Here is a 23804-nt window from a genome sequence, read left to right as displayed (position 1 = left end):
CCTCCGGGGTGTCTTTTGTGCATATATAAGAATTCGCATGATCCGCCTGATTCCGCATACCCGCAGGGCCGCCGAATAAAATAGAGATAAAACGGCTACTATGAAGGGATGGCAGGAACGATATGCAAATACATGTAGTGCAGCCGGGCCAGACGCTGTATGGCATTGCGCAGGCCTACGGAATCAGCACAGATACGATAACTGAGGCGAATCAGCTCTCTGCGCCGGGAAGACTGGTGGCGGGGCAGGCGCTGGTAATCCCGATTGCCGGGCAATATTATTGGGTGCAGCCGGGCGACAGCTACTACAGCATCGCCAAGCGGTTCGACCTGAAGGCAAGCGAGGTGGCTGAGGTGAACGGGCTGACGCTGAATCAGCCGCTGCAGGTCGGGCTCCGGCTGTACCTTCCCCCTGGACCGAGGCGGGAAGCGGAAGTGAACGCATATGTGGAGCCGCGGGGGGAGAGTGTCTCCCAGCCGCTGCAGAATGCTGCACGTGAGGCTGCTCCTGAGCTGACGTATCTCGCACCGTTCAGCTTCCGGATCAAGCGGGACGGAACACTGGTACCGCCGCCTCTGGACGGCCTCGCCTCCATTGCCGCAGAGCATCAGGTGACGCTGATGATGGTGGTGACGAATCTGGAGGATGCCCAGTTCAGCTCGGAGCTTGGGCGCATCATTCTGAATGATCAGGAGGTCCAGGACCGGCTGCTTGAGAATATCATTGCGGAAGCGAAGCGGCTGAACTTCCGGGATATCCACTTTGATCTGGAGTTTCTCCGGCCGGAGGACCGTGAAGCATACAACACTTTTCTGCGGAAGGCGGCAGACGTCATTCACAAGGAGGGCTTCCTGTTGTCCACCGCCCTTGCCCCCAAGACCAGCGCGTCACAGGTTGGGGCCTGGTATACGGCGCATGACTACAAGGTCCACGGCGAGGTGGCTGACTTCGTCATTATTATGACGTATGAATGGGGCTACAGCGGGGGGCCGGCGATGCCTGTCTCGCCCATCGGGCCTGTCCGTCAGGTGCTGACCTATGCAGCAAGCGAGATGCCCGCCGGTAAAATCATGATGGGCCAGAATCTGTACGGTTATGATTGGACACTGCCTTTTGTAGCAGGGGGGCAATATGCGAAAGCGCTCAGTCCGCAGGCAGCCATTGATCTGGCAAGGAACAGGAATGCAGGCATTCAGTATGACTATAGAGCAGAGGCGCCGCACTTCAATTACACCGATGACGAGGGGCGGCAGCATACGGTATGGTTCGAGGATGCCCGCTCGATTCAGGCCAAGTTCGATCTGATCAAGGAGCTCGGGCTGCGCGGCATCAGCTACTGGAAGCTGGGCCTGCCTTTTCCGCAGAATTGGCTGCTGCTTACGGATAACTTCAAGGTGGTCAAAAAATAGACCGGAGACGCTGCGGCCAGCGGCGGCGTAAGAATCTCCACACCAAAACGGATGTGCCCATGCGAAATGGCGGCACATCCGTTTTTTTGAGCATATACGTGTTAGCCCATTAAGCCCTTGAGCCCGCCCAGAAAAGGCCGGATCGATTTGATCATGTTGTAGCCCATCTTCATCACCGGCATAGCCTTCTGCACCATTCCGAACATGCCCATGAACCGTCCGAGACCCCCGCCGATACCGGCCGCCCCGCCTCCTCCGCCCATCAGCGAGCCTAGTAAAGGCATGAAGCCGGATACCTCTGCTCTGCGCGCAGCTGAAGAGGATTTCCGTTTCGGGGATGGTCCCTTACGCGTGCTGGGTCTGGACAGAATCACCGCCTCCTGGTTCAGGTCTGTAATCCACCCTACGTAGGAACGCCCATTATGCAAAGTGATGCAGACCGGCTGGCCTTTCAGCTGCTGTGCCCGCTTGCGGAGCTTTGTTGAATTTGCCATTCGTCATTCACCTCACTGTTCTATTTACTTTATTTTACTCAGAACCTGGGGGGCGGCTTGTGCGGGTATGGAGTTCTGCAGATTATTTTTGAACAACCCGGGGCTGTCTTTGGGGGCGGGATAGCGTACTATTAGTAGGTAGGTGGTATTATCTTACAATAGTGAATCTATGATTAGGGGGGAGAACCGTTTGGCTGATATCGGGAAGTTAGCGGCGTTCATCTGCGCCCGTAATGCAGGAGACCAGCAGTGCGGGTATGTAGGCAGTACGCTGGAGGATGTTATGCATGACCTTAGTGATGGTATGGAGGAAGCAAGTCTGGTGCTGTATGAAGGAGAACGTATTACTGGCGCGATTATCCTGGACATCTATGATGTTGGGGGTGGGCAAAAGGATATTGAGGTATGGGGCCCTTATTATTCAGCGCACCCTGAAGAAGAGCTTCAGCGCTTATTCAACTACCTGAGTGAGACTGCTCAAGCTGGAGCTATAAGGTACGTCCATCTTTTTATTAGCGGTGATAATACTGCGCTCATTGAATATGTTGCCCGCTATCGGGCTGAGAAGGTGAACACGCATTACCACTACTCGATCGCTATAGCATCAGCGCCTGACAACATCCGCCGCATGCACCCTGGCTTGTCTATTCTGCCCGTCACAGAGCCTGCCTCCAGGTGGACCGGGGAGATTCTCGATCTGCATAATCAGCAATTCCAAGGCGCAATTCTTACCCCGGAGGAGATTACTGCAGAGATAGAAGACAGCAGCAACAGTGAATATGACGTTCAAGCTGTCCTTAATGAGGGCCGGTTCACCGGATACATAATTGTTAGAAGAAATGCACGGACCGGCACCCTTCATCTGGAGTACCTATGTATTCGGCCCGAAGAGAGAAGCCGGGGCATAGGCAGGCAACTGATTGCCTGTCTGGCAGAGAAGTACAAAGGGCTGGGTTATTCGGGTATCAGCTTGGTTGTCGGCGAAGAGAATACAGCTGCCATCCGCTTCTACGACAAGAACGGGTTCACCATGGACCGTGTCATGAAGCATATCCTTATTGGGGGCGGGTTCTGAAAATATACAAATTCTGAAGATACAAATAGGATTAAAGGCACCACAACTCAAGTCATATCTACACTCTAGGTCTCTGCTAAAATCAGCAATGAAAGGAGGAGAACAACAATGTACGAATGGAATGAGATGGTTCAGCGCATGATTGACTGGGTGGAGGAGGATCTCTCGTCTTCGCCTACCCTGCTGAAGATGTCTGAGCAGCTGGGGTATTCGCCGTATTACTGCACCAGGCAATTTCATGCTCTGACCGGTATGACGCTGCGGGATTATGTCTGGCAGCGCCGAATTGGCCGGGCGGCACTGGAGCTTAGGGACACGGATGCGCGCATTCTGGATATTGCCGTGAAGTTTGGGTTTTCCTCCCAGGAGGCGTTCGCACGGGCCTTTCTCAGAGCCTTCAAGCTCACTCCCCATGCCTACCGCATAGCTCCACAGCCGATCCCGCTGGCTATTCGTGCCGAGGTGTTCACTCCTTATCATTATCTGATCAGGGAGCGGGATAGAATGAGACAGGTGCATTTGCAGGAAGCGGAGATTAAGCTTGAGTTGATACCGGCGCATAAGTTTATTGGCATCCGCGATATCGGCTCTAACAATTACGGAGGATTCTGGGAGAATGGGCATGACTGCGATGAGGTCTCCGGAACTCTGGAGAGTATGTCGCACCATACGCTGCCTGGCCAACTGGGCCAAACGGCAGGCTGGTTCTATCAGGAGGGGTGCAAAGGATATCTATATGGTATCCTTGTCGCGGCTGACTACGACGGGGCGGTTCCGGAGGGTATGGAGTGCCTCGATATCCCGGAATCGGAGTATCTGGTCTTTTTTCATCCGCCCTTTGATTACTTGCAGGATAATGGGCAGGTGATGCGTATTGTTGAGGAAGTGGCCTGGAATTATGATCCTGCGGTTATGGGCTATATGTGGGACGAAGAGGAGAAACAGGATTATCAGCGGCATTTCCCTGAGGGTTACGGGTATGCGGTGCTGCGGCCGGTCCGTAAATTAGACTAACTCCGAACAGCAGTCTGGCTTAAGCAAAAGCGTCCGGCGCTTCTGCTTAAGCTGCTGCCTGTTGCACAACAATTCTACGTCAGGCCAAACCCGGCACTAGAGCCGTTATACATCAATACACTAATAAGTTAGGCTCAGCACCGTTTGCGCAAGAGTATCTCCCTGATGCTCCAGCGAAGCAACCTTCGCCAGAAGCTCTGCCTGCTGCTCACGCTGCCGGGTCGTCCAGTTGGCTCTCGGGGCAGTGCCGGTTGTGCGGAGAACTGTCGGGTCGGACATCTCCTTATAGTATCTATCCAGCAGACCAGCCATCTCTCCGTAGATCTCAGTCATCTCCGCTAAGGCAGCTTGTTGTTGCGGGTCATGCACCAGCGTCAGAGAGTCACTTAAGTAGGTGGCGGCGCAGCGGCGGGCATCTGCCAGGGCCATCATGCAGAAGTGATTAACGGATAACCTGCGGCTGAAGGTTTCTTCGTCCGCTGCGGCATACCATGGATGATCCAGGAGCCCCTCTCTCCATAGCTCCAGCGCTTTGTATCCTACAGCATAAGTGCTGTTACTGGCTATGGTCTCAGGCTGCATCGATTCCAGCTTAATATGAAGCGAGGCATACAGATTCTCCAAGGCAGAAGGGACCGCCGTCTGCTCGCCCAACCGGATGATCCGGTAAGGCCATTGATCCACATGGAGATACCCTTGGCTTATCCTCATATGAGCCTGGAATTCAGGATCAGCTTCAAGCTCACTGAAGGTTTCATCGTCAAAATAACTGCGGCACAGCAGCACATCCCCCTCCGCCAGATATCCTGTAATGACTCCCCACTCCGGCGCTACCCTGAGGTTAATGGCAAGGGGCAGTCTGCCTTGGCGGATATCCTCCAGAATCGCCAGCTTCTCGGCTGTGCGCTGCTGCGGCTCTAACCGGTTGGCCTGGTGGGCGCTTAGTCCATAAGCCTTGCAGGCGGGGATAGAATAGTCATAGACGACAAGGGCATCCGCAGCACTGAAGTCCCATACCGGTTCAAAAGCCACTCTCCAGCAGGCTCCCGAATAGCCCATCACCTGCTCATACGTGGTCTCTATGTCTCTGGCGGTAAGAGCGAGCATCATGGCTCCTGCCCAGGAGCAATCCTGCCCCCGTCCGAAGCCCAGTCGCGGAAGCCCTTCAATAATGCATTCATCCCGGGAGGAACGGGTCTGATAGAGATAACTGCGGTCCCCGCTGTAATGAATCTGTTCGCCTTCCGCGCAGCTTACGGCATGAATACCTTCGGCATTCAGGTAGACCAGCAGCAGGTAGTCTTGACCGCCGCAGTCGACCAGACTGGGAAACAGCTCATGTGTGGCGGTGAACTGAGTCCAGCGGAAATGCTCGTAATGCTTCATTTTGTCCGCAACGCTGCGGTATGCCTGTTCATCCCCATAATGTGCAGCAATAATCTGCAGCTCATTACTGCTTGATACATACCCGTTCGAATGGATATCTATCGTAAGCAGCTGGTCCTTCAGCACAAAGGTCGAATACATACCGTCAGGGGTCTCATAGGTAACAAGCAGCAGCTTCAGGCGGCTGTCATTCCAGGAGTGGGGAAAGAGGTGCTCCCCGGGGATTAAGCTTAATCGGTCTGAAGCTACAAACTGGTTCACAAGCTGGGTAACATCCAGCTCCTGCTGTCCATCCGTATAGATTGCCGAGAGCACCACAAGCTCCTGGGGCAGCAGGATGCTATCAATAGAGTGATTCAATGCGGCAGACAGCAGGGGAAGGGTGGCCGTCTCCGGCAGAGACTTGCCGGTCTCCCATTTGGATACCGCCTGGGCGCTCACATGGAGCAGTTCCGCTAATTGTTCCTGGGACAAGCCTTTTATTTTGCGGAGGGTAGCAATTCGTTTACCAACTTTTTCACTAACGATCATGCGCGATACAACTCCTATAGTGGATTCCGACGTCGTAAGGCTATTATAATATCAGCTCTCAAAATAACCCATATACTGGAGTAGGGTACGCAGTATAACAAAATCAACCGTAAGTTGAGGCAAGCTGTAATGCGCCGGTTAACCCCTTCACAATGCGGCTATTCTCCTCCTTAACTCTGATAAATAAAAAAGACTTGTTCTTCTGAAGAATTCATGATATATTACTTCTTGCGTTGCATTGAATGTTTTCTTTGCGGTCATGGCGGAATTGGCAGACGCGCTGGCTTCAGGTGCCAGTGGTAGCAATATCGTGGAGGTTCGAGTCCTCTTGACCGCATAATGGTTTTAACCGTAATGCAAGCGAAGACCCTTCTTAAATGAAGGGTCTTTTTTTTTGCTGCGACACGCAGAATGTATGCAAGAAACCGAATACAATGTGCCTGGCTCCAAGTAGACAATTAAACAGCCCCCCTTTCCCCACATCCAAGTGGTGGAAAGGGGGCTTCTTCATTGTCGGGTTCATAGCTGCTGCGAGACCACGCGCTAGAATTACCCCCGCCAGATGTCAGCAATCCGCACCGGCTGGCCGGTCTTCATGGAGCGGTTAGCGGCAATGCCGGTCATAATCGACATCGCGCCGTCCTTATGCGAAGCTGCGCGCTTGAAGCGGTCTTCCTGCTTTTTGTCGAAAATATCGCTCAGCAGCACCGGATCACCGCCGCCGTGTCCACCGCTGCTGCTCTCGAACTCTACACGGTAAGGCTCCTTGAAGTGCGGATAGATCATAATGCTGATGTCTTCCAGCGCGCCTTCGTTTTCTTTTTTGCCGCCGGAGTTGACGTAGGACTGCTCGGTAATCCGTACCTCCATCCGGCCCTGTGTACCGTTGAACACGATGATGAAGCCCTCCCACGGCATATATGCGTTAAGGGAATAGTTCATGACGGTCTTGTTCTTGTATTTGACCATAACATTCATGGTGTCCTCGATGCTGATATTGTCCCCGAACACACTCTGGTCGCGCTGGTACCCGTCCTCGTGTTCGGCATCCAGGTACATGCTCTTCAGATGTTCGTTACGGTCCAAATGTAGCGCGAACGGGTCGTTCTCTGCAGCTCTACTGCCGTAGGCACGCTGGTAGAACTCGGTGATGCCCCGTTTCTCAGCATTCTCTCTACCGTAGAAGCGCAGGTCGCCCATGGCGAAAACCGTGTCCGGCTGCGACCCCAGCCAGAAGTTCATCAGGTCGAAGTGATGCGTCGATTTGTGCACCAAGAGGCCGCCGCTGTTCCGCTTGTCGCGGTGCCATCTGCGGAAATAGTCCGCTCCATGCTGGGTGTTCAGCAGCCACTCGAAGTTCACGGACAGAATTTCACCCAGCACGCCGTCCATAATGACCTCGCGGATCTTCGTGTTATGCGGGGCGTAGCGGTAGTTGAAGGTGACCCGCAGATTCTTGCCGGTGCGCTCGATGGCGTCGAAGATCTCCCGGCATTTCTCCTCGTCAATCGTCATCGGCTTCTCAGAAATGACATCACAGCCCAGCTCCATCGCACGGATAATATACTTGTGGTGCGTCCGGTCAATCGTAGTCACCAGCACGAAGTCGGGCCGGGTCTCGGTGATCATCCGGTCGAAATCCTCGGCCTTGTACGTAGGCACCTCATGGTAATCGTATTTGCCTGTAAGCATATGATTGGCGAAATTCATCCGTGTCTGATTGACATCACAGAAGGCCACCAGCTCGGAGGTTTCGTTGTAAGCGGTAACAAGAGCGCCATAGAAAAATTCAGCCCGGCCGCCGGTGCCGACAAGTGCATATTTCTTTTTGGACAAGGGGATCACTCCATTTACTTGGATTTGATTCTATTTTATAGTATAGAAAATGCAGAAAGTGAACGGAATTTAGACTGTTATGCTCAAAAGTGTGCAGATCTTATCCTGGCAGGGGGCTTGGTGAAGGTGGAACCTATCTTTCAGATTGAGCAGCTGAGGCGCATCGGGCATTTCAATATGGACACCGACCATTTCCATGATTTCTACGAAATATACTATCTGCTGTCCGGGCAGCGTCACTATTATATCCGCAACGGAAGGTACGCGCTGGAAGCCGGAGACCTCGTGTTTATTAACAAAAATCACCTGCACCGCACAACCGGCGGAAGCCATCTGCCGCATGAGCGGGTGCTGATCAGCTTCAATGATGCCTATCTGGGGCCGGTGGCACCCGGGGCAGACTGGATGAATGTGTTCGAAGGGGAGAGCTTCCTGCTACGGCCCACGGCGCATGAACAGGGAGTCATCACAGAGCTGCTCCAGGCGATGCAGGAGGAACAGAAAGAGGGTCTGCGCTGGAGCACTGAATATACAAGGACGCTACTGCTGCAACTGCTGATTACGCTGGAGCGGATACGGGGGGCGAAGCCCGCCTTGGTCTCCCCGGAGCAGAGCGAGGGGCAGCGCAGGGTGTACAGCATCATCGAATATCTGGACAACCATTACAGCGGGCGTCTGAGCCTCGTGGGCATTGCCGAGCGGTTCTTCATCAGCGCAACGTATCTGTGCCGGATTTTTAAGCAAACGACAGGCTTCACCATCATTGAATACCTGAATATTGTCCGCATCCGTGAGGCGAAGGCGCTGCTCACACAGACGAAGTGGCCGATCACCCGGGTGGCAGCGGAGACGGGATTTGAGAGCATTGCGCATTTCGGTCGGAAATTCAAGGCCATTACGGGGCGTTCCCCTCTCCAGTACCGCAAGCAGCACAGGGGATGACGACTACGGCCCGCATCCGATGTTTCATTCGACAATAGCTGTGAGGGATGCTACATATCTTTCTATCTTTTGACACAGAGTCTGTCTTATAATAAATGAAGGTTGAAATACAGATATTGGAGTGTGTTATGAAAATCCATTCAGGGAGTCTCTGGCTTGCTGCTGCTATGCTTGCGGTAACCGTAACCGGCTGTTCTTCGGGCAGTGCAGGCGCTGGCAGAGAGCTCACGGAGAAGCTGAAGGCAGAGATTAGTGAGCTGAAGAAGGAGAATAAGTTTTTAAAGGAAGAGAATGAAGCGCTGAAGAAGGATCTTGTTGTGAGGCCTGTGACAGCGAAAGAGGAAGGCGGCACGGCTGAACTTCTAAGTACCGGAGACAGCCCGGCAGCCGCTGATTCCGGCGATGAATACAAGCGGATCGTAAAGGGCACGCCACTCAGGATTGATGATACGGGTGAATATACTATTACCAAGACATCATTCAGCAAAATAGTTTATCCGTCGAATCCGGGTTCATACTACACCTACTATGAAGCCAAGGAACCGGGGACAACCTATCTGGCGATCACCTTGAAGGTGAAAAATCTGGCAGGCCAAGCCATCAATGCGGGTGGAGTAGCGGATGTGGAGGTTACATATGACAACAAATATGTGTATAGCACCTTCGCGACGATGGAGAAGAACGGTGGTGAAGAATTCACCTATACCAATATCTCGACGATTGGACCGCTGAAGTATGGTACGCTGGTGTTCCTGGCCGAGGTTCCTGATGAAGTGAAGTCGAGCGGCAAGCCGCTATATGCGGATTTCGAGATTGAGGGCGAAACCTACCGTTATACCATAAAGAAATAAGAGAAGAGCCTGTGCGGCCGCAGAGTGAACTGTGGTTGGCACAGGCTTTTTTATCAGAAGAAGGAAATTATAAGACAGGTGCAGGGGCAGCCGCTTCTCCGAAAAAGGCCGGCAGATACTCCCTATTCGCTTCCAGCATCTCATCCAGCATGGCGATGGCTACTTCCACAGAAGGGACGAGCGGGTGATGGGCTAACGCCTGGATCGCCAGGCTGCGGTCTCCGGTGACAGCGGCGTCGATGGCTAGCTGCTCATAGGTTTTCACGGCGTGGATCAGTCCTGTGGCCATCGGCGGAATCTTGGTCAGCGGCAGCGGGAGGGGGCCAGTCTTAGTCACGACACAGTTGACTTCGATGCTGGCATCATCCGGCAGGAAGTCCAGAATGCCCCGGTTCGCCACATTCAACGTCTGAATGTCATTGGTCCCGCTATAGAGTGAGCGCATCAGGTTCACGGCCGCTTCCGAATAAAAGGCTCCGCCGCGCTGCTCCAGCTGCTTCGGCTTCTCATCCAGCGCAAGGTCGCTGTAGATGGCGAACAGCTCCTCTTCCACACGCTTGACCACTTCGGCGCGGTTCCCGCCTTGCGCGGCGGCTTCCTGCTGTTCTGCGAGCATCGCATCGGTCATGTAGAAGTACTTCAGATAATACGAAGGCAAGGCGTGCAGCGACTGCAGGAACTCGGGGTTCCATTCGCGTGCCGGAACATTCTTTGCACTGTAGCCAGCGGTATCCTTCAGCATCTCCTGCAGCTTGTCTTCACCCTCCACATCAATGCGGGTAATCCAGTGCAGGTGGTTCAGGCCGACGAACTCGGCATAGATCCGGTCCGGGGCAGTGTCATACTTGGCTGATACCTGCTTAATCAGGCCAATCGGGGCATTGCACAGGCCGATACTCTTCACCTTGGAGTACCGCAGCACGGCTTCGGTGACCATGCCTGCCGGGTTGGTGAAGTTGAGCAGCCAGGCGTCCGGCGCCAGCTCCTCGATATCCCGGCAGATGCCGAGAATGACCGGGATGGTGCGCAGTGCCTTCAGCATGCCGCCGGGACCGGTCGTCTCCTGGCCGATCACGCCATATTTCAGCGGAATCGCCTCGTCGCGGGCGCGGGCATCCAGCATACCGACGCGAATCTGCGTGCTGACGAAGTCCGCCCCGGCAATCGCTTCGCGGCGGTCGGTAGTGAGGTGGACCTTGATCGGGAGGCCGGATTTCTCCACCATGCGCTTCGCCAGTGCGCCTACGATGTTCAGCTTGTGCAGGCCTGCTTCAATATCTACAAGCCATAGCTCCCGGACCGGGAGCTCCTTATAATGCAGGATGAAGCCTTCTACCAGTTCCGGGGTATAGGAGGAGCCCCCGCCAATTACGGCAATCTTAAGACCTTGGTTTGCTGTCAAGATGAATCACTCCTGTCTGGTGATGATCGTTGGAATAAGCTCAAATTCCTTGTAAGCACGCATCGTCTCATACATCTCCTGGCTGACGGTGATCCCGTCACTCTCCAGCGCCGACCAGACCGCGCCGACCACAGGCTCGGTGGACAGTGTGACCACCGCCGCCCTTGGTGCCGCTTCGCGCACTGCCTGCTCAATCGGGCCGCGAATCCAGCCGCGGTCGCCCCGGGTCAGCAGGCTTCCGGCCAGCACCACATCGAACTCATCATTCTCCATGCCGAGCCGATGAATGACAGCCGCCGCCGATTTGCCCAGCTCTACGCCCTGGCGGTTCAAGATCGCCAGCGCGGCGGCATCGCCCTCCGCCGCTGCCGGGAACAGCAGGCGGGCCGCATCCAGCGGCACCTGCTTCCCGTGATCCAGGAAGTCGTCGTACATGTCTTCCACCTGCTCATAGCCAAGCAGCCTGAGGAGCGGTTGCGTCAGCAGCGTAGGAGCCTCGCGGCCGTCCCAGGCCCGGATGACCGTGCGGAACACCTCGATGTTCAGCGCACCACCGCCGCCGAAATCGCCGTACATATAATCGAAGCCGCCGCATTGGAAGTGGCGGCCCTCAGGATTCAGGCCCGCTGCATTGGTGCCGGTGCCGCAGATCAGGGCCACGCCGTAGGGGCGGTCTGTCCCCGCCCGCAGGCCGATCATCGGGTCACCGCTGATCGTGTACTGCGTGAAGCCGATCCGGCGGATCAGCGGATGCAGAATGTTATAATCGGTCTGGCGGTCCGCCCCGGCCAGCCCGAGGTAGGCATGGCGGAGCTGATCCAGCCGGAGCCCGGCTTCGGCCAGCGCTAGAGAGGCCGCTTCGCGGATGCTTGCTTCCGCCTGCTGCACGCTGGTCTGATGATTGCCGTTGCCGCTCCGGCCTTTGCCGAGGATGCGGCCTTGTTCATCGCATATGAGGGCGTAGGTTTTGCTGCCGCCCCCGTCGATTCCCATGTAATAAGCCAATGATTTGTCACTCCTAGAGTTTTGTCTTCGTCGATTCCCGCACGATCAGCTCCGGATCAATCCGGATATTGGAGCCGCGCTTCATCTCCCCGCTGATCCGGCGCAGCAGCATGTCGGCGGCGGCGACTCCGATCTTGTCCGCCGGCTGGCGCACAGTGGTCAGATGCGGGTGGAGCTGGGAGGCGATATAGTGGTCATCGTAGCCGACTACAGCAACCTCCTCCGGCACCTGTACGCCCGCCTCCATCAGGGCATTGATCACCCCGAGGGCAATATTGTCATCTCCGGCGAATACGGCCCCCGGCAGCTTGCCCTCCGCAAGCCAGCACTGCGCGGTATCATAGCCCATGGCGATTTCGAATTCCCCGTGAACCATCTCGAATGGGGCGAGGCCCTGCTCCTGTAGCGCTTGCAGGAAGCCCGCGCGACGCTCCCGCGTACTGCGGAACATCTCCTGCCCGCAGAGATGGGCGATGGAGGTATGCCCCAGCTCCAGCAGGTGGCAGGCTGCGGCATACCCGCCTTTGAAATTGTCGATGGTGATCGAGTAGCTGTCATTCTCCGGCAGCTGATTGTCGATTAGCACATAGGGAATGCCCCGCCGCTTCAGCTCGATAATATAATTGTCCTCATTGATCGGAGAGAGCAGGATGAGTCCGTCCACCCGGTCTTCCTGGATCAGATAGTGGCTCTCCCCGGAGCCGATGCCATCCGACACGGAGATGGCCAGATAGTACCCGTGCAGGGCCAGCGTCTCATTCAGCTCCTTAACCACAGCATCGAAGAAGGAATCCTGCAGGGTCGTTACGATCAGGCCAATGATGCCGGTCTTGCCGCTGGCCAGACTACGGGCTGCCGCATTCGGGCGGTAATCCAGCTCCTTGATCGCGTCGAGCACCTTCTGGCGGTTGTTCTCCCGCACAGACGTTGCTCCGTTTAATACCCGCGATACGGTAACCACGGACAGCCCTGATTTTTTGGCTACATCAAAAATACTCACTTTCATCCCAAGCGCTCCTTGCGGCGGATTTGCCGGTGCTTATAAAATATAAGAATTTATATGTTTCACACGATAACTTATCCTTCTATTTCTCGCTGAAACGGTACCGTCCTTTAAAAGGACGGCAAAGTCGTTTCCACTTGTTCTATCTCCAGTATACAGGCCGCACCGGGGTTCCGCTAAACATATAACCATCGCCGGGCCGCTACCTCTTGATGATCTCCGAAACCTTTTTCTGAATCACCGGCATCACCACTTCCAGGGTCTTGTGCCCGGTCTCGACCGGCTGCAGCTCATTGATGAACATATCGTTGATCTGCGAGTAGTTGGTAATCAGATGGTTGTAGGATTCGTAGCCGTATTTGACCGCGCCTTCATAGACCTTCTTCACATCCCCCGGATCAATCCCGTCAAAATGCTTATAGTACACCTCAGCCGCTTCAGTATTCACAGGCGGATTGCCTCCGCTCAGCTCGATGGACTTCTCCTGGACCTCGGTGGTCATCAGGTATTTGATCCATTCAAAAGCCTCCTTCGGATGCTTCGAGTCCTTCAGAATCAGCAGCGGATCGACGAACAGCGTGCTGCGCACCTTGTCGTTGCCTCCCCAAGGCACGGCGGCTACACCGATTTTGAACGGGAAGTCGTTAGCCCCAGCCAGGTTCCAGGAGCCGCCGATGGACATGCCGATTTTGCCTGCGACGAACGGGTCGCCGTTCTGTCCGGCTACGCTTTTACTCCATTCGGAGGTCGGGGATACCTTCTCCTTGAATACAAGGTCGAACAGCTTCTGGTACGCGGCAATGACCTCCGGTGAATCGAAATGTGTCTCGGAAGGAACACCGCCGTTGGTCCAGGTATCCTCAGAGTAAGGCTCTGCCCCGAAGTACAGCGGCCGCATATCCCGTTCCGCCCAGGTGAAGTCTACGCCGTACTGTGTTTTGGCAATATCGTCCGAGACAATCGTCATCTTCTTGGCATCTTCCACCATATGGTCAAACGTCCAGCTCTTATCTTCATAATCGCTCGGCGGGTAGGAGACGCCTGCGGCATCGAACATATCCTTGTTGTAGAGCATCAAGGTGACATACATATTGACCGGTATGCCATAGGTATGACCGTTTACGGTATAGATTTTCATCAGATTCTCAGGAATGTTGTAGTCCTGCGCCTTGAAGCCGTCTTCCTTAATGAGGTCCGTCAGATCCAGCAGCATATCCTTGTTATAGTATTCTGCAAAACCGCCGTATCCGTAATGGCTCGTCACATCCGGGGAATTACCTCCGGCAATCAGTGTCTGCAGCTTGCTGTCGAACTGCTCATAGGGTGCCTTCTCTACCTTGACCTTGATGTTCGGATGCGTCTTCTCGAAATCCGGGATCAGCTTCTCGATAAAAGTCCGGTCCTCGGAATCAATCGTATAGTGGGATATCGTCACTTGCTTCCCCGGATCGCCGGTATTCCCGGCTCCACTGTCACTAGCAGCCACATTGCCTGCCGATTTGCCCCCGCCGCAGCCTGCCAGGACTGATGATACTGTCAGAGCTGTTGCCAGCAGCAGCGCATACCTCTTGCTTTTCATCATATTCTTCATTGTCTAATCCCTCCTGATTTCAAGTGTTGTAACCCGGGATTACTTGATACCCGTCAGTACAATGCCTTCTACGAACTGCTTCTGGGCGATGGCGAACAGGGTGACGATTGGAACCATAGCCAGTACCGAAGCGACCATCAGCAGATGCCACGGCGGAATGCGGAAGCGCGATGAGGTGAGCGAGGCCATGCCGACGGGAAGCGTGAATTTGTCCGACGAGCTTAAATAGAGTACAGGGGTCAACAGATCATTCCAGCTGTAGATAAAAGCAAAGATCGCAACCGTCGCCAGCGCCGGCGCCGACAATGGCAGTGCGATGGTCCGCCACATCCTCAGCTCGCCGCAGCCGTCCATCCGTCCGGCGTCGAACAGCTCCTCAGGCAGCGTAGAGAAAAACTGCCGCAGTAGGAAGATGTTATACGCCGAGCCGAAGAAGGCAGGTACGATCAGGGGGAGGAAGGTGTCGATCCACTGCATCTTGGAGAACAGCACGAACTGCGGAATCATAATGGCCGGATAAGGCAGCATCATCGTGCTCAGCAGCAGGATGAACCAGAAGTTGTTGCCGCGTCCCCGGTATCTGGCGAACCCGTAAGCGACCAGAGCCGAAGAGAGCAGGGTGCCGAATACGGAGAACCCGGCGATGATCAGACTGTTTTTGTACAATGTGCCGAACTGCAGAGTCTCAAAAATATCCGTATAATTGCTCCAGGCCCAGCTCTCCGGCAGAAAGGTCGGCGGGAATTTCAGCATCTCCCGTTTCGACTTCAACGAGGTGGAGACCATGAAGAACAGCGGCAGCAGCATGAGGAACGTTGTAAGGAGCAGCGTGATGAAGCTGACAAGCTTAACGGGCTTGAATCTCCGGCGCAGCCGGGAGGGCGGACCAAGCGGACGGGTGGCCTTAACAGTACTCATCGGCGGCTGCCTCCTTCATAATGGACATAACGGCGAGACAGCCTCATAATGACCGCCGTGAACAGCATGACGACAATCAGCAGCACCCAGGCAAGCGCGGAGGAGTATCCGGCACGGTATTCCTTGAAGGCGCTGGTATACAGATTGTAGACGTAGAACCAGGTGGAATAATTGGGGCCGCCCTGCGTCATGACGAAGGCCTGCGTGAAGACCTGGAAGGAGTCGATCAGACCCATAATCAGCTGGAACAGCAGGACAGGCGAGATCATCGGCAGCGTAATATTCAGGAAAATGCGGAAGCGCCCTGCGCCATCCAGATTGGCGGCTTCGATCAGGCTGGCCGGTACGCCCTGCAGACCGGCGAGGAAGAGAATCATGCCCGAGCCCGCTGTCCAGAGGGACATGATAATTAGGGCATACAGCGCTGTATCGGGATTCATCAGCCAGGCCGGGCCGTGAATGCCGAACCAGGAGAGCATATAGTTGAAGAGGCCGATCTGCGGATTGAAGATCCAATACCAGAGGAGTGACATAGCCACGCCCGAGACCATGCTGGGGAAATACATCGCTGTCCGGAAGAAGCCGCGCCAGGGAAGAGTCTGATGCAGCAGCAGGGCGAAGCCCAGGCCAAGCAGCAGCTGCACCGGCACACTGATGAAGGTGTATCTCAGGGTGACCTTCACGGAACGCCAGAACAGCTCATTGTGGAACATCTCCGTGTAGTTGGCGAGGCCGATGAATCTGGGCGGATGAATGATGTCATAGTCGGTGAAGCTGTAGTACAGCGATGACAGGATCGGGTACAAGGCGAAGATCAGGAAGCCGACCAGCCATGGGGAAATGAACAGATACATGTAGAACGTCTGCCGCCGGGTCTCACTCTTAATCACGGACACACCAGCCTTTCTTCCTTAAAGTATAAGCGCTTTAACTTTAGTGATAAATAAAAGTTGTAACTTGCTAAATTAATTAAAGTGGACAATACAATAAACAAATTAAAGTTAAATCGCTTTAACTTTAATGCCTGCCATTGAACTAATCATAGTGGATGAAACCCAAATAATCAATCCTTTATTTTGTTTATAAAGCGCTATCAGTCAGGAAATATAACAAATGGATTGATGTATTTGCTGAAAATGATGAAAATTATAGTGTGAACATGATTTTTATGTCAGGTAATATGACTTTTGTGGCGCAATTTCTGGATCAGCTCACCTGCGGCCGTCCTCGCGGTGCTCAATGTAATCGGTTTTCCGATTACAATCGCCGCGGAAGCCCTCGCGCTGCCCAATGTAATCGGTTTTCCGATTACATTATACTCCCCGAAACAGCAAAGAACCGTCCGGCCCGCCGGACGGTCCTTGCACCCCTATCAGCGGATAGGCGGCTTAATTCAGTTCCATTGGTGATCGCCGGACAGATACTTTTCGGTCAGTACCGACAGCAGCTCGATCCCGACCTGATTCTGTCCGCCTTCCGGGATGATCAGGTCGGCGTATTTCTTAGAGGGCTCGATGAACGCCTCGTGCATCGGCTTCACCGTGGTGAGGTATTGCGTATGGATCGAACGGATGGTCCGCCCGCGTTCCTCGATATCCCGCAGCACCCGGCGCAGGATGCGTACATCGGGATCGGTGTCCACGAACACCTTGATGTTGAGCTGCTCGCGCAGCTTCTCGTCGGACAGCACATGCAGCCCTTCCAGAATGACGATGTTGTTCGGGGCCAGCCTCACCGTTTTTTCGGTGGAACGGGCATGAACCGTGAAGTCATACACGGGAGCGAAGGCGGCTTGTCCCGCTTTGAGACAATCCAGATGCTCGATCAGCAGTTCCGTGTCAAAGGCCAGCGGGTGGTCGTAGTTAATCGCACCGCGTTCAGCCATGCTGAGGTAAGAATGGTCTTTATAGTAGTTATCCTGGGATATGAATGTTACTTTGTCTGAGCCAAGACGGTCAATCACGGAGCGTGCTACCGTTGTCTTGCCGGAGCCGGTCCCGCCGGCGATACCAATAATAAGCATGGTGAATGTATAAACCTCCCTAAGCAATTGCCTTTGCAATTCCAATATTGTAGCACAGCGGTCAACTTATTTCACCTTGCTGGAGAGGAATATCATGTGAATATTCAAAACATTCGGTTATTTTGTAGGGGAATGATATAATTTCAAGGATTCATTCCGTTCGGATGCTACGGAGAAGGGGGCTAGGATAACAAAATGAACCAGGAGAATGCTTTGATGGAGGCGTTCGGCAGGACGCAGGTGCAGCTTGCTGGCCATGGCGGACGGGACGCAGCCGTACTCAAGAAGGCACTGGCTAGTGTAGAGGACAGCCTCGCTGCGGACATGTACGGGACAGGGACGGTGATTGAGGAGTTTCAGGCGGAGATGGCAGAGGTGCTGGGCAAAGAATGCAGCGTGTTCTTCCCCAGCGGCACGATGGCCCAGCAGATTGCCCTGCGGATCTGGAGTGACCGTGAGGGCAGCAAAAGGGTCGCGTATCACCCGCTATGCCATCTGGAGATTCATGAGCAGGACGGCCTGAAGGAGTTGCATCATCTGGAGCCGCTGCTGCTGGGCGGTGCCGGCCGCCTGATTACCCTGGAGGATGTGAAGGGGATGGGACCGGGGATTGCCTGTCTGCTGCTGGAGCTGCCGCAGCGGGAGATCGGCGGACAGCTGCCGGAGTATACGGAGCTGGAAGCAATATCGGCGTATTGCCGGGAGCAGGGAATCAGGCTCCATCTGGACGGGGCGCGGCTGTTCGAGGTGCTGCCTTACTACGGCAAGACGGCTGCTGAGGTCTGCGCGCTGTTCGATAGCGTGTATGTCTCCCTGTACAAGGGCATCGGCGGGATTGCCGGAGCGATCTTAGCCGGAAGCAGGGAGTTCACGGAGGAGTCGAAGATCTGGAAGCGCCGCCACGGGGGCGATCTGATCAGTCTCTATCCCTATATTGTCCCGGCCCGGTATTATTACCAGCAGCGCATCAGCCGGATGTCAAAATACTATGAACAGGCCAAGGAGCTGGCGGCCTTATTCAACAGCTGTGATAAGGTATCCACGCTGCCGGAGGTTCCGGTCTCGAATATGTTCCACATCCATTTCGCGTTGTCTCAGGAGCAGCTTGCCCCTGTATTGATTGGGATCTATAACGAGACCGGCATTGGCCTGACACCGCGGCTCAAGCCAACGGGTGAGAACGCCTGTTACTACGAGCTGAACATAGGCGATGTCTACGGCGGCGTCTCGGGGGCGGCGCTGAGGCAGGCATTCCGGCTGCTGGATGAGCGGCTGAAGCAGCTCTGACTCTGATAGATAAGTAACAAGCCTCTGCGGAAGCCCGCAGAGGCTTGTTTGCTGATTGCAGTACAGGTGGAAGCAGGAACAGCGAAAGGCAGCGCCTGGGTTCAAAGAATAAGAATTTATATGCATCGCGCAATAAAAATTCCTTATCTTTCTTCTTGAAGGATGCAGACTAGGCCTGGCTCCGCAGAGCCATTTTTCTCACGGGTCCGGCCACCATCTGCTTCTCTGCCCCGTTCAGTCCGAACAGCCACATAGTAAGCACATAGATGAGGGAGTACAGGATGACATACATGCCCAGGTACACGTAAGAAGTGATGCTCACGAAGCTAAGCAGGAACCCGCACACACCGGACAGCAGCACCACCGGAATGAAGACGCGGATGATCTGCAGCCAGAAATGAAGGATATCGAACTTCAATTTATACTTGTAGTACACATTATTCAGGCATACATTGATGATCATCCCGATAGCCGTAGCAATGGCGCAGCCTGTAATCCCCCAGATCCGGATGAACCAGAAGGTTAGGGCCACCTTCAGAATAGCAACAGAGAAATAGATGAAGGCCTTCACCCGGTGCATATTCATCGCTTCCAGCATGGTGGCGAACAGCGATTGCACAATCGATGTGATCTGGGGAATGATGATGATCAGCGCAACCGTGTATGCATATTTGTAATCCGGACCGAGCCAGATCAGAATGAAGCTCTGTCCGAACAACACGAAGCCCGAGACGATGTAGCCTACGATCAGCGCCTGGATTCTGCCTATTTTGACCAGCTCCAGCATTAAGGCCGCCTGATCTGCACCCTTGACGATCATCTTGGTGAGCTTGGGCAGATAGAAGCTGGCCAGCACATTGGAGAAGTTGAGAATATACGTGTTGAGCTGGGCAGCGATGGCGAAGACGGCGATAGGCGTGGCCCCGAGGAACATCCCGATGATCAGCGGATCGGCATTCGTATAGATCTGGAAGGCGATCGACGACAATAAGATATACGACGAGTAGCTGAAGATCTCTTTGAACAGCTTGGTATCGAAGCCGTGGAACCGGACCCGCAGATTCAGCTTGGTGCGGCAAAAGACTACATTAATCACGCCGATTGCCAGGTTTAGCACAAGTGCGACGGTGACCATTCCTGTTGATCTGAAGTCGAACAGCAGGACCAGCACCATCATGGCCGGAGACAGGACCACGCGGATCAGGTTGATGATTTTGAGATAGACGAACCGCTCATAGGCCGTAATGATCGAGCTGAAGATATTCAGCGGGAACGAGACAGCCACATTGATGGCAGCAATGATGAATATGGTCTTCAGAATGCCGAGCTCAGCTGCATCGAGGCTGCTGAAGATCGAATCGAAATTGAACACCAGAATCACACTGGCAAGTAAGGAGAGGAGTCCGATGGCAGAGAAGAGCAGCAGGAACATTCCGTTAATATTGCGCTGGCCTGTGGAGTCATTCTCAGAGATGTATTTCGCATTGAAGCGGATGACCGCGCTGCCGAAGCCCAGATCCAGCAGGACGATATAGGCGATGATGGAGTTCACCAGCGCGAATAATCCATATTCGGATTTCCCCAGGGTCGACACAATGAACGGCGTCGAGCCTAGTGAGATAATAACGCCTAAAAATACGGAAGCATAGGTTATGATTGCAGCAAGTTTAATATTGGTTTTCAAACAGATCGCTTCCTCGCTACAGAGAGTGTCTTGTGCTTATTTTAAGCGGTAACGATGGACGAAGCAGGTTCTTCAGCGCTGCTGCTTGCCATGGATTCAATGATCTGGCTGTAATGCTGGACCGAGAATTCATTATTGTACCGTGGGCGCTGGATCGTTTTCAGTTCTTCCAGCAAGGCCGGGATTTGCTTTACATCGTTCGTGAATTTCACATAGCCCAGATGCTTGATCCATTCGTAGCTGCCTACCACTTTATAATTGTAATTCCCCAGCGCAATACAAGGTGTGGATGTAATCGCCGCAAAAATCATCCCGTGCAGACGGTCCGTAATCACAACCTCGGCCTCCTTGAACTGATTCCATAAGGTATTCAGCTCGTGGTCCCGGTCTTCCAGGGAGACAGGGCGGAGGATGCAGGTATCCGTGAAGGTAGTGGAGCTGTAGTGCTTGGAGGTGTATTCCTGGATGACCTTTTTATCCTGCTCGCTGAAAATACTCTCCTTATCCGCTCTAATGCACAGAAGGGCACCATGGCGCTCCTTGGGAGGATCAGTGATGTCGAGGGACATTACAATGTCCGGCGTTAACAGCACTGCGTTGTTTCTGAAACCTGCTTTCATAATTTCGTACGACGTTGCCTCTCTGGCGACCAGCGTGAGGTCCTTGTGGGAGCCATAGAGGTCCTGTGTCTTCTTGAACTCCGCGCGCCCAAGCTCGGTATCACCGAAGTAGATGGTCTGCGGGAAGACGATGATTTTGTTATTTGGGAACTCGGAGATAATCTTGCGGCGTACCTCTTCCTCACGGAAATACTCGATCCCGAAGTTGCCTCCGCCCTGAAGCACGAAGATATCCTCCGGCGAACAGAATTCCTCCAGACACTTCATGTTATGCATCAGCCGGTTGGCGACAATCTCAATCAGGGTATAGTCAGGAAAAGCTTTCCGCAAAAAATTCATCTGCGCATAAGTAATGGCGTGATCGCCCAGATTGTCATGCTCAGGGGAGCCGACGACGTAAATGGCTTTCGTCTTGTCTTTATATGCATTCCGGTAGCTCAGATAGCCCTTATAATATTGATAGACGGGAATATTGCTTACATAATTGCGGAAAGACAACGGCAGGATCTTCTCAAGGGCTTGGCTCATATCATATTACTTCCCTTCAAACGGAGTTTGGAATAATACAGCATTTTGTATACCGTGGAGCTGGTTAGAATAAGCAGGGCTGCCGTCTTCATCTCCCGGCGGATGATGCGGTTGCGCAGGATCGCGGAGGTATGCTTGCTCAGGAACCCGCCCAGCTCGGCCAGATATTCCTTGTTAACTGCAGTCTCGCCGGTAATCAGCTGGAAGTTGCACAGCTCAATGCCTTCGGTTACGGTCCGGGATAACGAGATTTCTTTGGCGACCGGATAGTTTTTATCCTGAATCGTCTCGTAGATCTCCAGCGCCGCACGGAAGCGGTCGTAATATTTCCGGTTGTTCATCGCTCCGGTGATGCTGTCGCTTCGCTTCAGATACAGGTATTTGGGGGAGTCCAGCGAGACGGTCTTGTTCGCCTGGAGGAATAATTTATAGGTGGTAAAAATGTCCTCGAAATACCGGCCGACCGGATATCTCACCTGGCTGAACAGCTCAGCCTTGTACAGCTTATCCCAGGCAAGGTTCTGGATCTCGGTATCCTCAAGCAGCTTGTCAATGGCTTGCGCATTATCGTATACACGCACCTGGTGCGTGAAGGACTTTTCCAGCTTGACATCATCCTGTACCTCGCAATGGCCGCATACAGCGATATCTGCATTGTGGGCGGTGATGAGTTCGTACAGGGCTTCGTACATGTCCGGTTCAATCCAGTCATCGCTGTCGACGAACCCGATATACCGGCCCTCTGCCACATCAATTCCATAGTTGCGGGCATCGGACAATCCGCCGTTCTGCTTATGAATGACGACAACACGCGGGTCCAGCTCCTTGTAATACTCGCAAATCTCGCCGCACTTATCAGGTGATCCGTCATTGACCAGAATCAATTCAAAATTGCGGAAGGTCTGCGCCAATATCGAATCCACACACTTCCTCAGGTACAGTTCCACGTTGTAGATAGGCACAATAATACTTATCTCTGGCTTCACTCGAGCAGTCACTTCCTTTCCCGGTTCTGATTCGGGTCTACGCGTCACTATATTTGTGATAATCTTACTATCCGGGTCAAAAGGTTGTATATACTACTAAAGTGTACTTATCGCTTGAGGAGGGGCGTGAACTGCCTGACGGGAAGCCGCTGTTTCGCAGCAAAAAGACCGCAGCACCATGGGGTGACTGCGGCCTTTCGCCTGCTGAAATTTAGTTAAACGTAATCGCCAGCGCGCTGGTAAACTGGCCGCCCGGCGGCAGGGAGATGACGTTCTGCTTCTCCCGGAAATCGCCGGTGAAGCCTTCGCGATCGGCCACGCCATGCCAAGGCTCGATACACACGAACGGTGCATTCTTCGGCTGCCAGATGCCGAGATCGGGGAAGCCCGTGAAGGCGACGGTTACGCTCCGGTCAGACTGTCTGCTTTTCAGGGCAACCGATTTGGACTGGACATTGCGGAAGACAAGGGCGTCATGCGCGAACATCTCGTGGTTCAGCGGCATCTTGTTGTCCGCGCCGAGCATGGCCTCGTTCTGGCCCGGAGTGATCAAGCCATTCTCATTCAGGAATAAGCGCTCCAGGCGCTCCGGCTGTTCGAATTCAAGATAGTAGTCGGTGAAGCGGCCTTCTCCGCCAATCGGGCAGTTGAAGGCCGGATGGGTGCCGAGCTGGAAGAACATCTCCCCTTCACCGGGATTCTCCACCCGGTAGCTGATGTCCAGCGTGTTGCCGTTCAGATTATAGGTGAGATACAGATGGAACGGGTACGGATAGCTGGCCAGCGTGTCCTCGTTGTGCGATAGCCGGTAGACCGCCTGCGTCTCGCTTGCCTCCACCAGCGTGAATTCGTTGCGTCTGGCGAAGCCGTGGCGGGCCAGCGGATACGTCTGTCCATCTACACGGACCACTTCGCCTGCGGCTCCCCCGATCATCGGGAACAGCACCGGAGAACGGCCTGTCCAATAGGCGGCGTCTCCGTTCCACATATATTCAGTATCTGTATCCGTTCTTCTGAAGCTGACCAGCTCAGCGCCGAGTGAACTGATCTCGGCCACGGCCAGGCCGCTGCGTAAAATAGTATTCATGCTCTGTACCCCTCTCGCCCTGCAATATGTAATCCTGATGTCTCATATTCTAACAGACTTCCCCGCAGGTGCCAGCAAATAACGGAAATTCTCCAGCCTATAATTTTTACAGTATGTACAATGACAAACAGG

20 protein-coding genes and 1 tRNA gene are annotated in these 23804 nt (G+C 54.0%); 7 read left to right on the top strand and 14 right to left on the bottom strand.

Annotation, left to right across the window (positions count from 1 at the left end):
* Positions 1-122 precede the first annotated feature (122 nt).
* Complete coding sequence (locus C162_RS03495) at positions 123-1409, top strand: glycoside hydrolase family 18 protein (RefSeq protein WP_036691297.1); 1287 nt, start codon at positions 123-125, stop codon at positions 1407-1409.
* Positions 1410-1510: 101 nt separating this feature from the next.
* On the opposite strand, the gene C162_RS03490 is transcribed toward C162_RS03495, so the two are convergent.
* Positions 1511-1903: a hypothetical protein gene (locus C162_RS03490; protein ID WP_036691296.1), complete on the bottom strand. Its 393-nt coding sequence runs from the start codon at positions 1901-1903 to the stop codon at positions 1511-1513.
* Between the two features lie 190 nt (positions 1904-2093).
* Between C162_RS03490 and C162_RS34035 the strand changes: the two genes are divergently transcribed.
* Positions 2094-2978, top strand: a complete 885-nt coding sequence (locus tag C162_RS34035) for a GNAT family N-acetyltransferase (RefSeq protein WP_051493199.1) — start codon at positions 2094-2096, stop codon at positions 2976-2978.
* Positions 2979-3086: 108 nt separating this feature from the next.
* Positions 3087-3992 carry an AraC family transcriptional regulator gene (locus C162_RS03480; RefSeq protein WP_036691294.1) on the top strand — a complete coding sequence of 302 codons (906 nt, stop codon included), beginning with the start codon at positions 3087-3089 and terminating at the stop codon, positions 3990-3992.
* A 120-nt stretch (positions 3993-4112) separates the two neighbouring features.
* Here the strand turns inward: C162_RS03480 and C162_RS34030 are convergent, their stop codons facing one another.
* Positions 4113-5909: a helix-turn-helix domain-containing protein gene (locus C162_RS34030; protein ID WP_051493198.1), complete on the bottom strand. Its 1797-nt coding sequence runs from the start codon at positions 5907-5909 to the stop codon at positions 4113-4115.
* A gap of 253 nt (positions 5910-6162) precedes the next feature.
* On the opposite strand from C162_RS34030, the gene C162_RS03470 reads away from it, so the two are divergent.
* Positions 6163-6246 (top strand) — tRNA-Leu (locus tag C162_RS03470).
* Positions 6247-6458: 212 nt separating this feature from the next.
* Here the strand turns inward: C162_RS03470 and C162_RS03465 are convergent.
* A complete protein-coding gene (locus C162_RS03465) occupies positions 6459-7745 on the bottom strand; it encodes a Gfo/Idh/MocA family protein (RefSeq protein ID WP_036691292.1) in 1287 nt (428 codons plus the stop codon).
* A gap of 126 nt (positions 7746-7871) precedes the next feature.
* On the opposite strand from C162_RS03465, the gene C162_RS03460 reads away from it, so the two are divergent.
* Complete coding sequence (locus tag C162_RS03460; protein ID WP_327196373.1) at positions 7872-8687, top strand: helix-turn-helix domain-containing protein; 816 nt, start codon at positions 7872-7874, stop codon at positions 8685-8687.
* A gap of 128 nt (positions 8688-8815) precedes the next feature.
* A complete protein-coding gene (locus C162_RS03455; RefSeq protein WP_051493197.1) occupies positions 8816-9538 on the top strand; it encodes a bZIP transcription factor in 723 nt (240 codons plus the stop codon).
* Between the two features lie 67 nt (positions 9539-9605).
* Here the strand turns inward: C162_RS03455 and C162_RS03450 are convergent, their stop codons facing one another.
* The 7 genes from C162_RS03450 to udk form a co-directional block, all read right to left on the bottom strand.
* Positions 9606-10940: a 6-phospho-beta-glucosidase gene (locus C162_RS03450; protein ID WP_036691289.1), complete on the bottom strand. Its 1335-nt coding sequence runs from the start codon at positions 10938-10940 to the stop codon at positions 9606-9608.
* 6 nt (positions 10941-10946) lie between these two features.
* Positions 10947-11945 carry an N-acetylglucosamine kinase gene (locus C162_RS03445; RefSeq protein ID WP_036691287.1) on the bottom strand — a complete coding sequence of 333 codons (999 nt, stop codon included), beginning with the start codon at positions 11943-11945 and terminating at the stop codon, positions 10947-10949.
* A gap of 13 nt (positions 11946-11958) precedes the next feature.
* A complete protein-coding gene (locus C162_RS03440; protein ID WP_036691286.1) occupies positions 11959-12951 on the bottom strand; it encodes a LacI family DNA-binding transcriptional regulator in 993 nt (330 codons plus the stop codon).
* A gap of 199 nt (positions 12952-13150) precedes the next feature.
* On the bottom strand, positions 13151-14539 hold the full coding sequence (locus C162_RS03435) for an ABC transporter substrate-binding protein (RefSeq protein WP_084648803.1): 1389 nt from the start codon (positions 14537-14539) through the stop codon (positions 13151-13153).
* A gap of 39 nt (positions 14540-14578) precedes the next feature.
* A complete protein-coding gene (locus C162_RS03430) occupies positions 14579-15457 on the bottom strand; it encodes a carbohydrate ABC transporter permease (RefSeq protein ID WP_036691284.1) in 879 nt (292 codons plus the stop codon).
* Positions 15454-16353, bottom strand: coding sequence for a carbohydrate ABC transporter permease (locus tag C162_RS03425; protein ID WP_305954375.1), 900 nt, complete (start codon positions 16351-16353; stop codon positions 15454-15456). The genes C162_RS03430 and C162_RS03425 overlap by 4 nt, the downstream gene beginning before the upstream one ends.
* Positions 16354-16850: 497 nt before the next feature.
* Complete coding sequence (gene udk / locus C162_RS03415) at positions 16851-17480, bottom strand: uridine kinase (protein WP_036691281.1); 630 nt, start codon at positions 17478-17480, stop codon at positions 16851-16853.
* 195 nt (positions 17481-17675) lie between these two features.
* On the opposite strand from udk, the gene C162_RS03410 reads away from it, so the two are divergent.
* The gene (locus C162_RS03410; RefSeq protein WP_036691279.1) at positions 17676-18767 is read left to right on the top strand and encodes a threonine aldolase family protein; all 1092 of its coding nucleotides are present in this window, start codon (positions 17676-17678) and stop codon (positions 18765-18767) included.
* Positions 18768-18936: 169 nt separating this feature from the next.
* On the opposite strand, the gene C162_RS03405 is transcribed toward C162_RS03410, so the two are convergent.
* The 4 genes from C162_RS03405 to C162_RS03390 all read right to left on the bottom strand — a co-directional run bounded on the left by C162_RS03405 (position 18937) and on the right by C162_RS03390 (position 23672).
* Positions 18937-20451, bottom strand: coding sequence for an oligosaccharide flippase family protein (locus C162_RS03405; protein ID WP_036691277.1), 1515 nt, complete (start codon positions 20449-20451; stop codon positions 18937-18939).
* Between the two features lie 41 nt (positions 20452-20492).
* The gene (locus C162_RS03400; protein WP_051493196.1) at positions 20493-21599 is read right to left on the bottom strand and encodes a polysaccharide pyruvyl transferase family protein; all 1107 of its coding nucleotides are present in this window, start codon (positions 21597-21599) and stop codon (positions 20493-20495) included.
* Positions 21596-22585: a glycosyltransferase family 2 protein gene (locus tag C162_RS03395; protein WP_036691276.1), complete on the bottom strand. Its 990-nt coding sequence runs from the start codon at positions 22583-22585 to the stop codon at positions 21596-21598. The genes C162_RS03400 and C162_RS03395 overlap by 4 nt, the downstream gene beginning before the upstream one ends.
* 211 nt (positions 22586-22796) lie before the next feature.
* On the bottom strand, positions 22797-23672 hold the full coding sequence (locus C162_RS03390) for an aldose 1-epimerase family protein (protein WP_036691274.1): 876 nt from the start codon (positions 23670-23672) through the stop codon (positions 22797-22799).
* Positions 23673-23804: the final 132 nt, after the last annotated feature.

Source organism: Paenibacillus sp. FSL R7-269, from assembly GCF_000517865.1.
Classification (GTDB): domain Bacteria; phylum Bacillota; class Bacilli; order Paenibacillales; family Paenibacillaceae; genus Paenibacillus_AQ.
This window is presented reverse-complemented; position numbering and strand designations above follow the sequence as displayed.

What these genes read in the sequence shown, in the direction of transcription:
- C162_RS34030 (WP_051493198.1), bottom strand. Translation starts at nt 5,909, where the DNA reads ATGATCGTTAGTGAAAAAGTTGGTAAACGAATTGCTACCCTCCGCAAA.
- C162_RS03440 (WP_036691286.1), bottom strand. Translation starts at nt 12,951, where the DNA reads ATGAAAGTGAGTATTTTTGATGTAGCCAAAAAATCAGGGCTGTCCGTG.
- udk (WP_036691281.1), bottom strand. Translation starts at nt 17,480, where the DNA reads ATGCTTATTATTGGTATCGCCGGCGGGACCGGCTCCGGCAAGACAACG.
- C162_RS03430 (WP_036691284.1), bottom strand. Translation starts at nt 15,457, where the DNA reads ATGAGTACTGTTAAGGCCACCCGTCCGCTTGGTCCGCCCTCCCGGCTG.
- C162_RS03480 (WP_036691294.1), top strand. Translation starts at nt 3,087, where the DNA reads ATGTACGAATGGAATGAGATGGTTCAGCGCATGATTGACTGGGTGGAG.
- C162_RS03410 (WP_036691279.1), top strand. Translation starts at nt 17,676, where the DNA reads ATGAACCAGGAGAATGCTTTGATGGAGGCGTTCGGCAGGACGCAGGTG.
- C162_RS03400 (WP_051493196.1), bottom strand. Translation starts at nt 21,599, where the DNA reads ATGAGCCAAGCCCTTGAGAAGATCCTGCCGTTGTCTTTCCGCAATTAT.
- C162_RS03495 (WP_036691297.1), top strand. Translation starts at nt 123, where the DNA reads ATGCAAATACATGTAGTGCAGCCGGGCCAGACGCTGTATGGCATTGCG.
- C162_RS03435 (WP_084648803.1), bottom strand. Translation starts at nt 14,539, where the DNA reads ATGAAGAATATGATGAAAAGCAAGAGGTATGCGCTGCTGCTGGCAACA.
- C162_RS03490 (WP_036691296.1), bottom strand. Translation starts at nt 1,903, where the DNA reads ATGGCAAATTCAACAAAGCTCCGCAAGCGGGCACAGCAGCTGAAAGGC.
- C162_RS03390 (WP_036691274.1), bottom strand. Translation starts at nt 23,672, where the DNA reads ATGAATACTATTTTACGCAGCGGCCTGGCCGTGGCCGAGATCAGTTCA.
- C162_RS03455 (WP_051493197.1), top strand. Translation starts at nt 8,816, where the DNA reads ATGAAAATCCATTCAGGGAGTCTCTGGCTTGCTGCTGCTATGCTTGCG.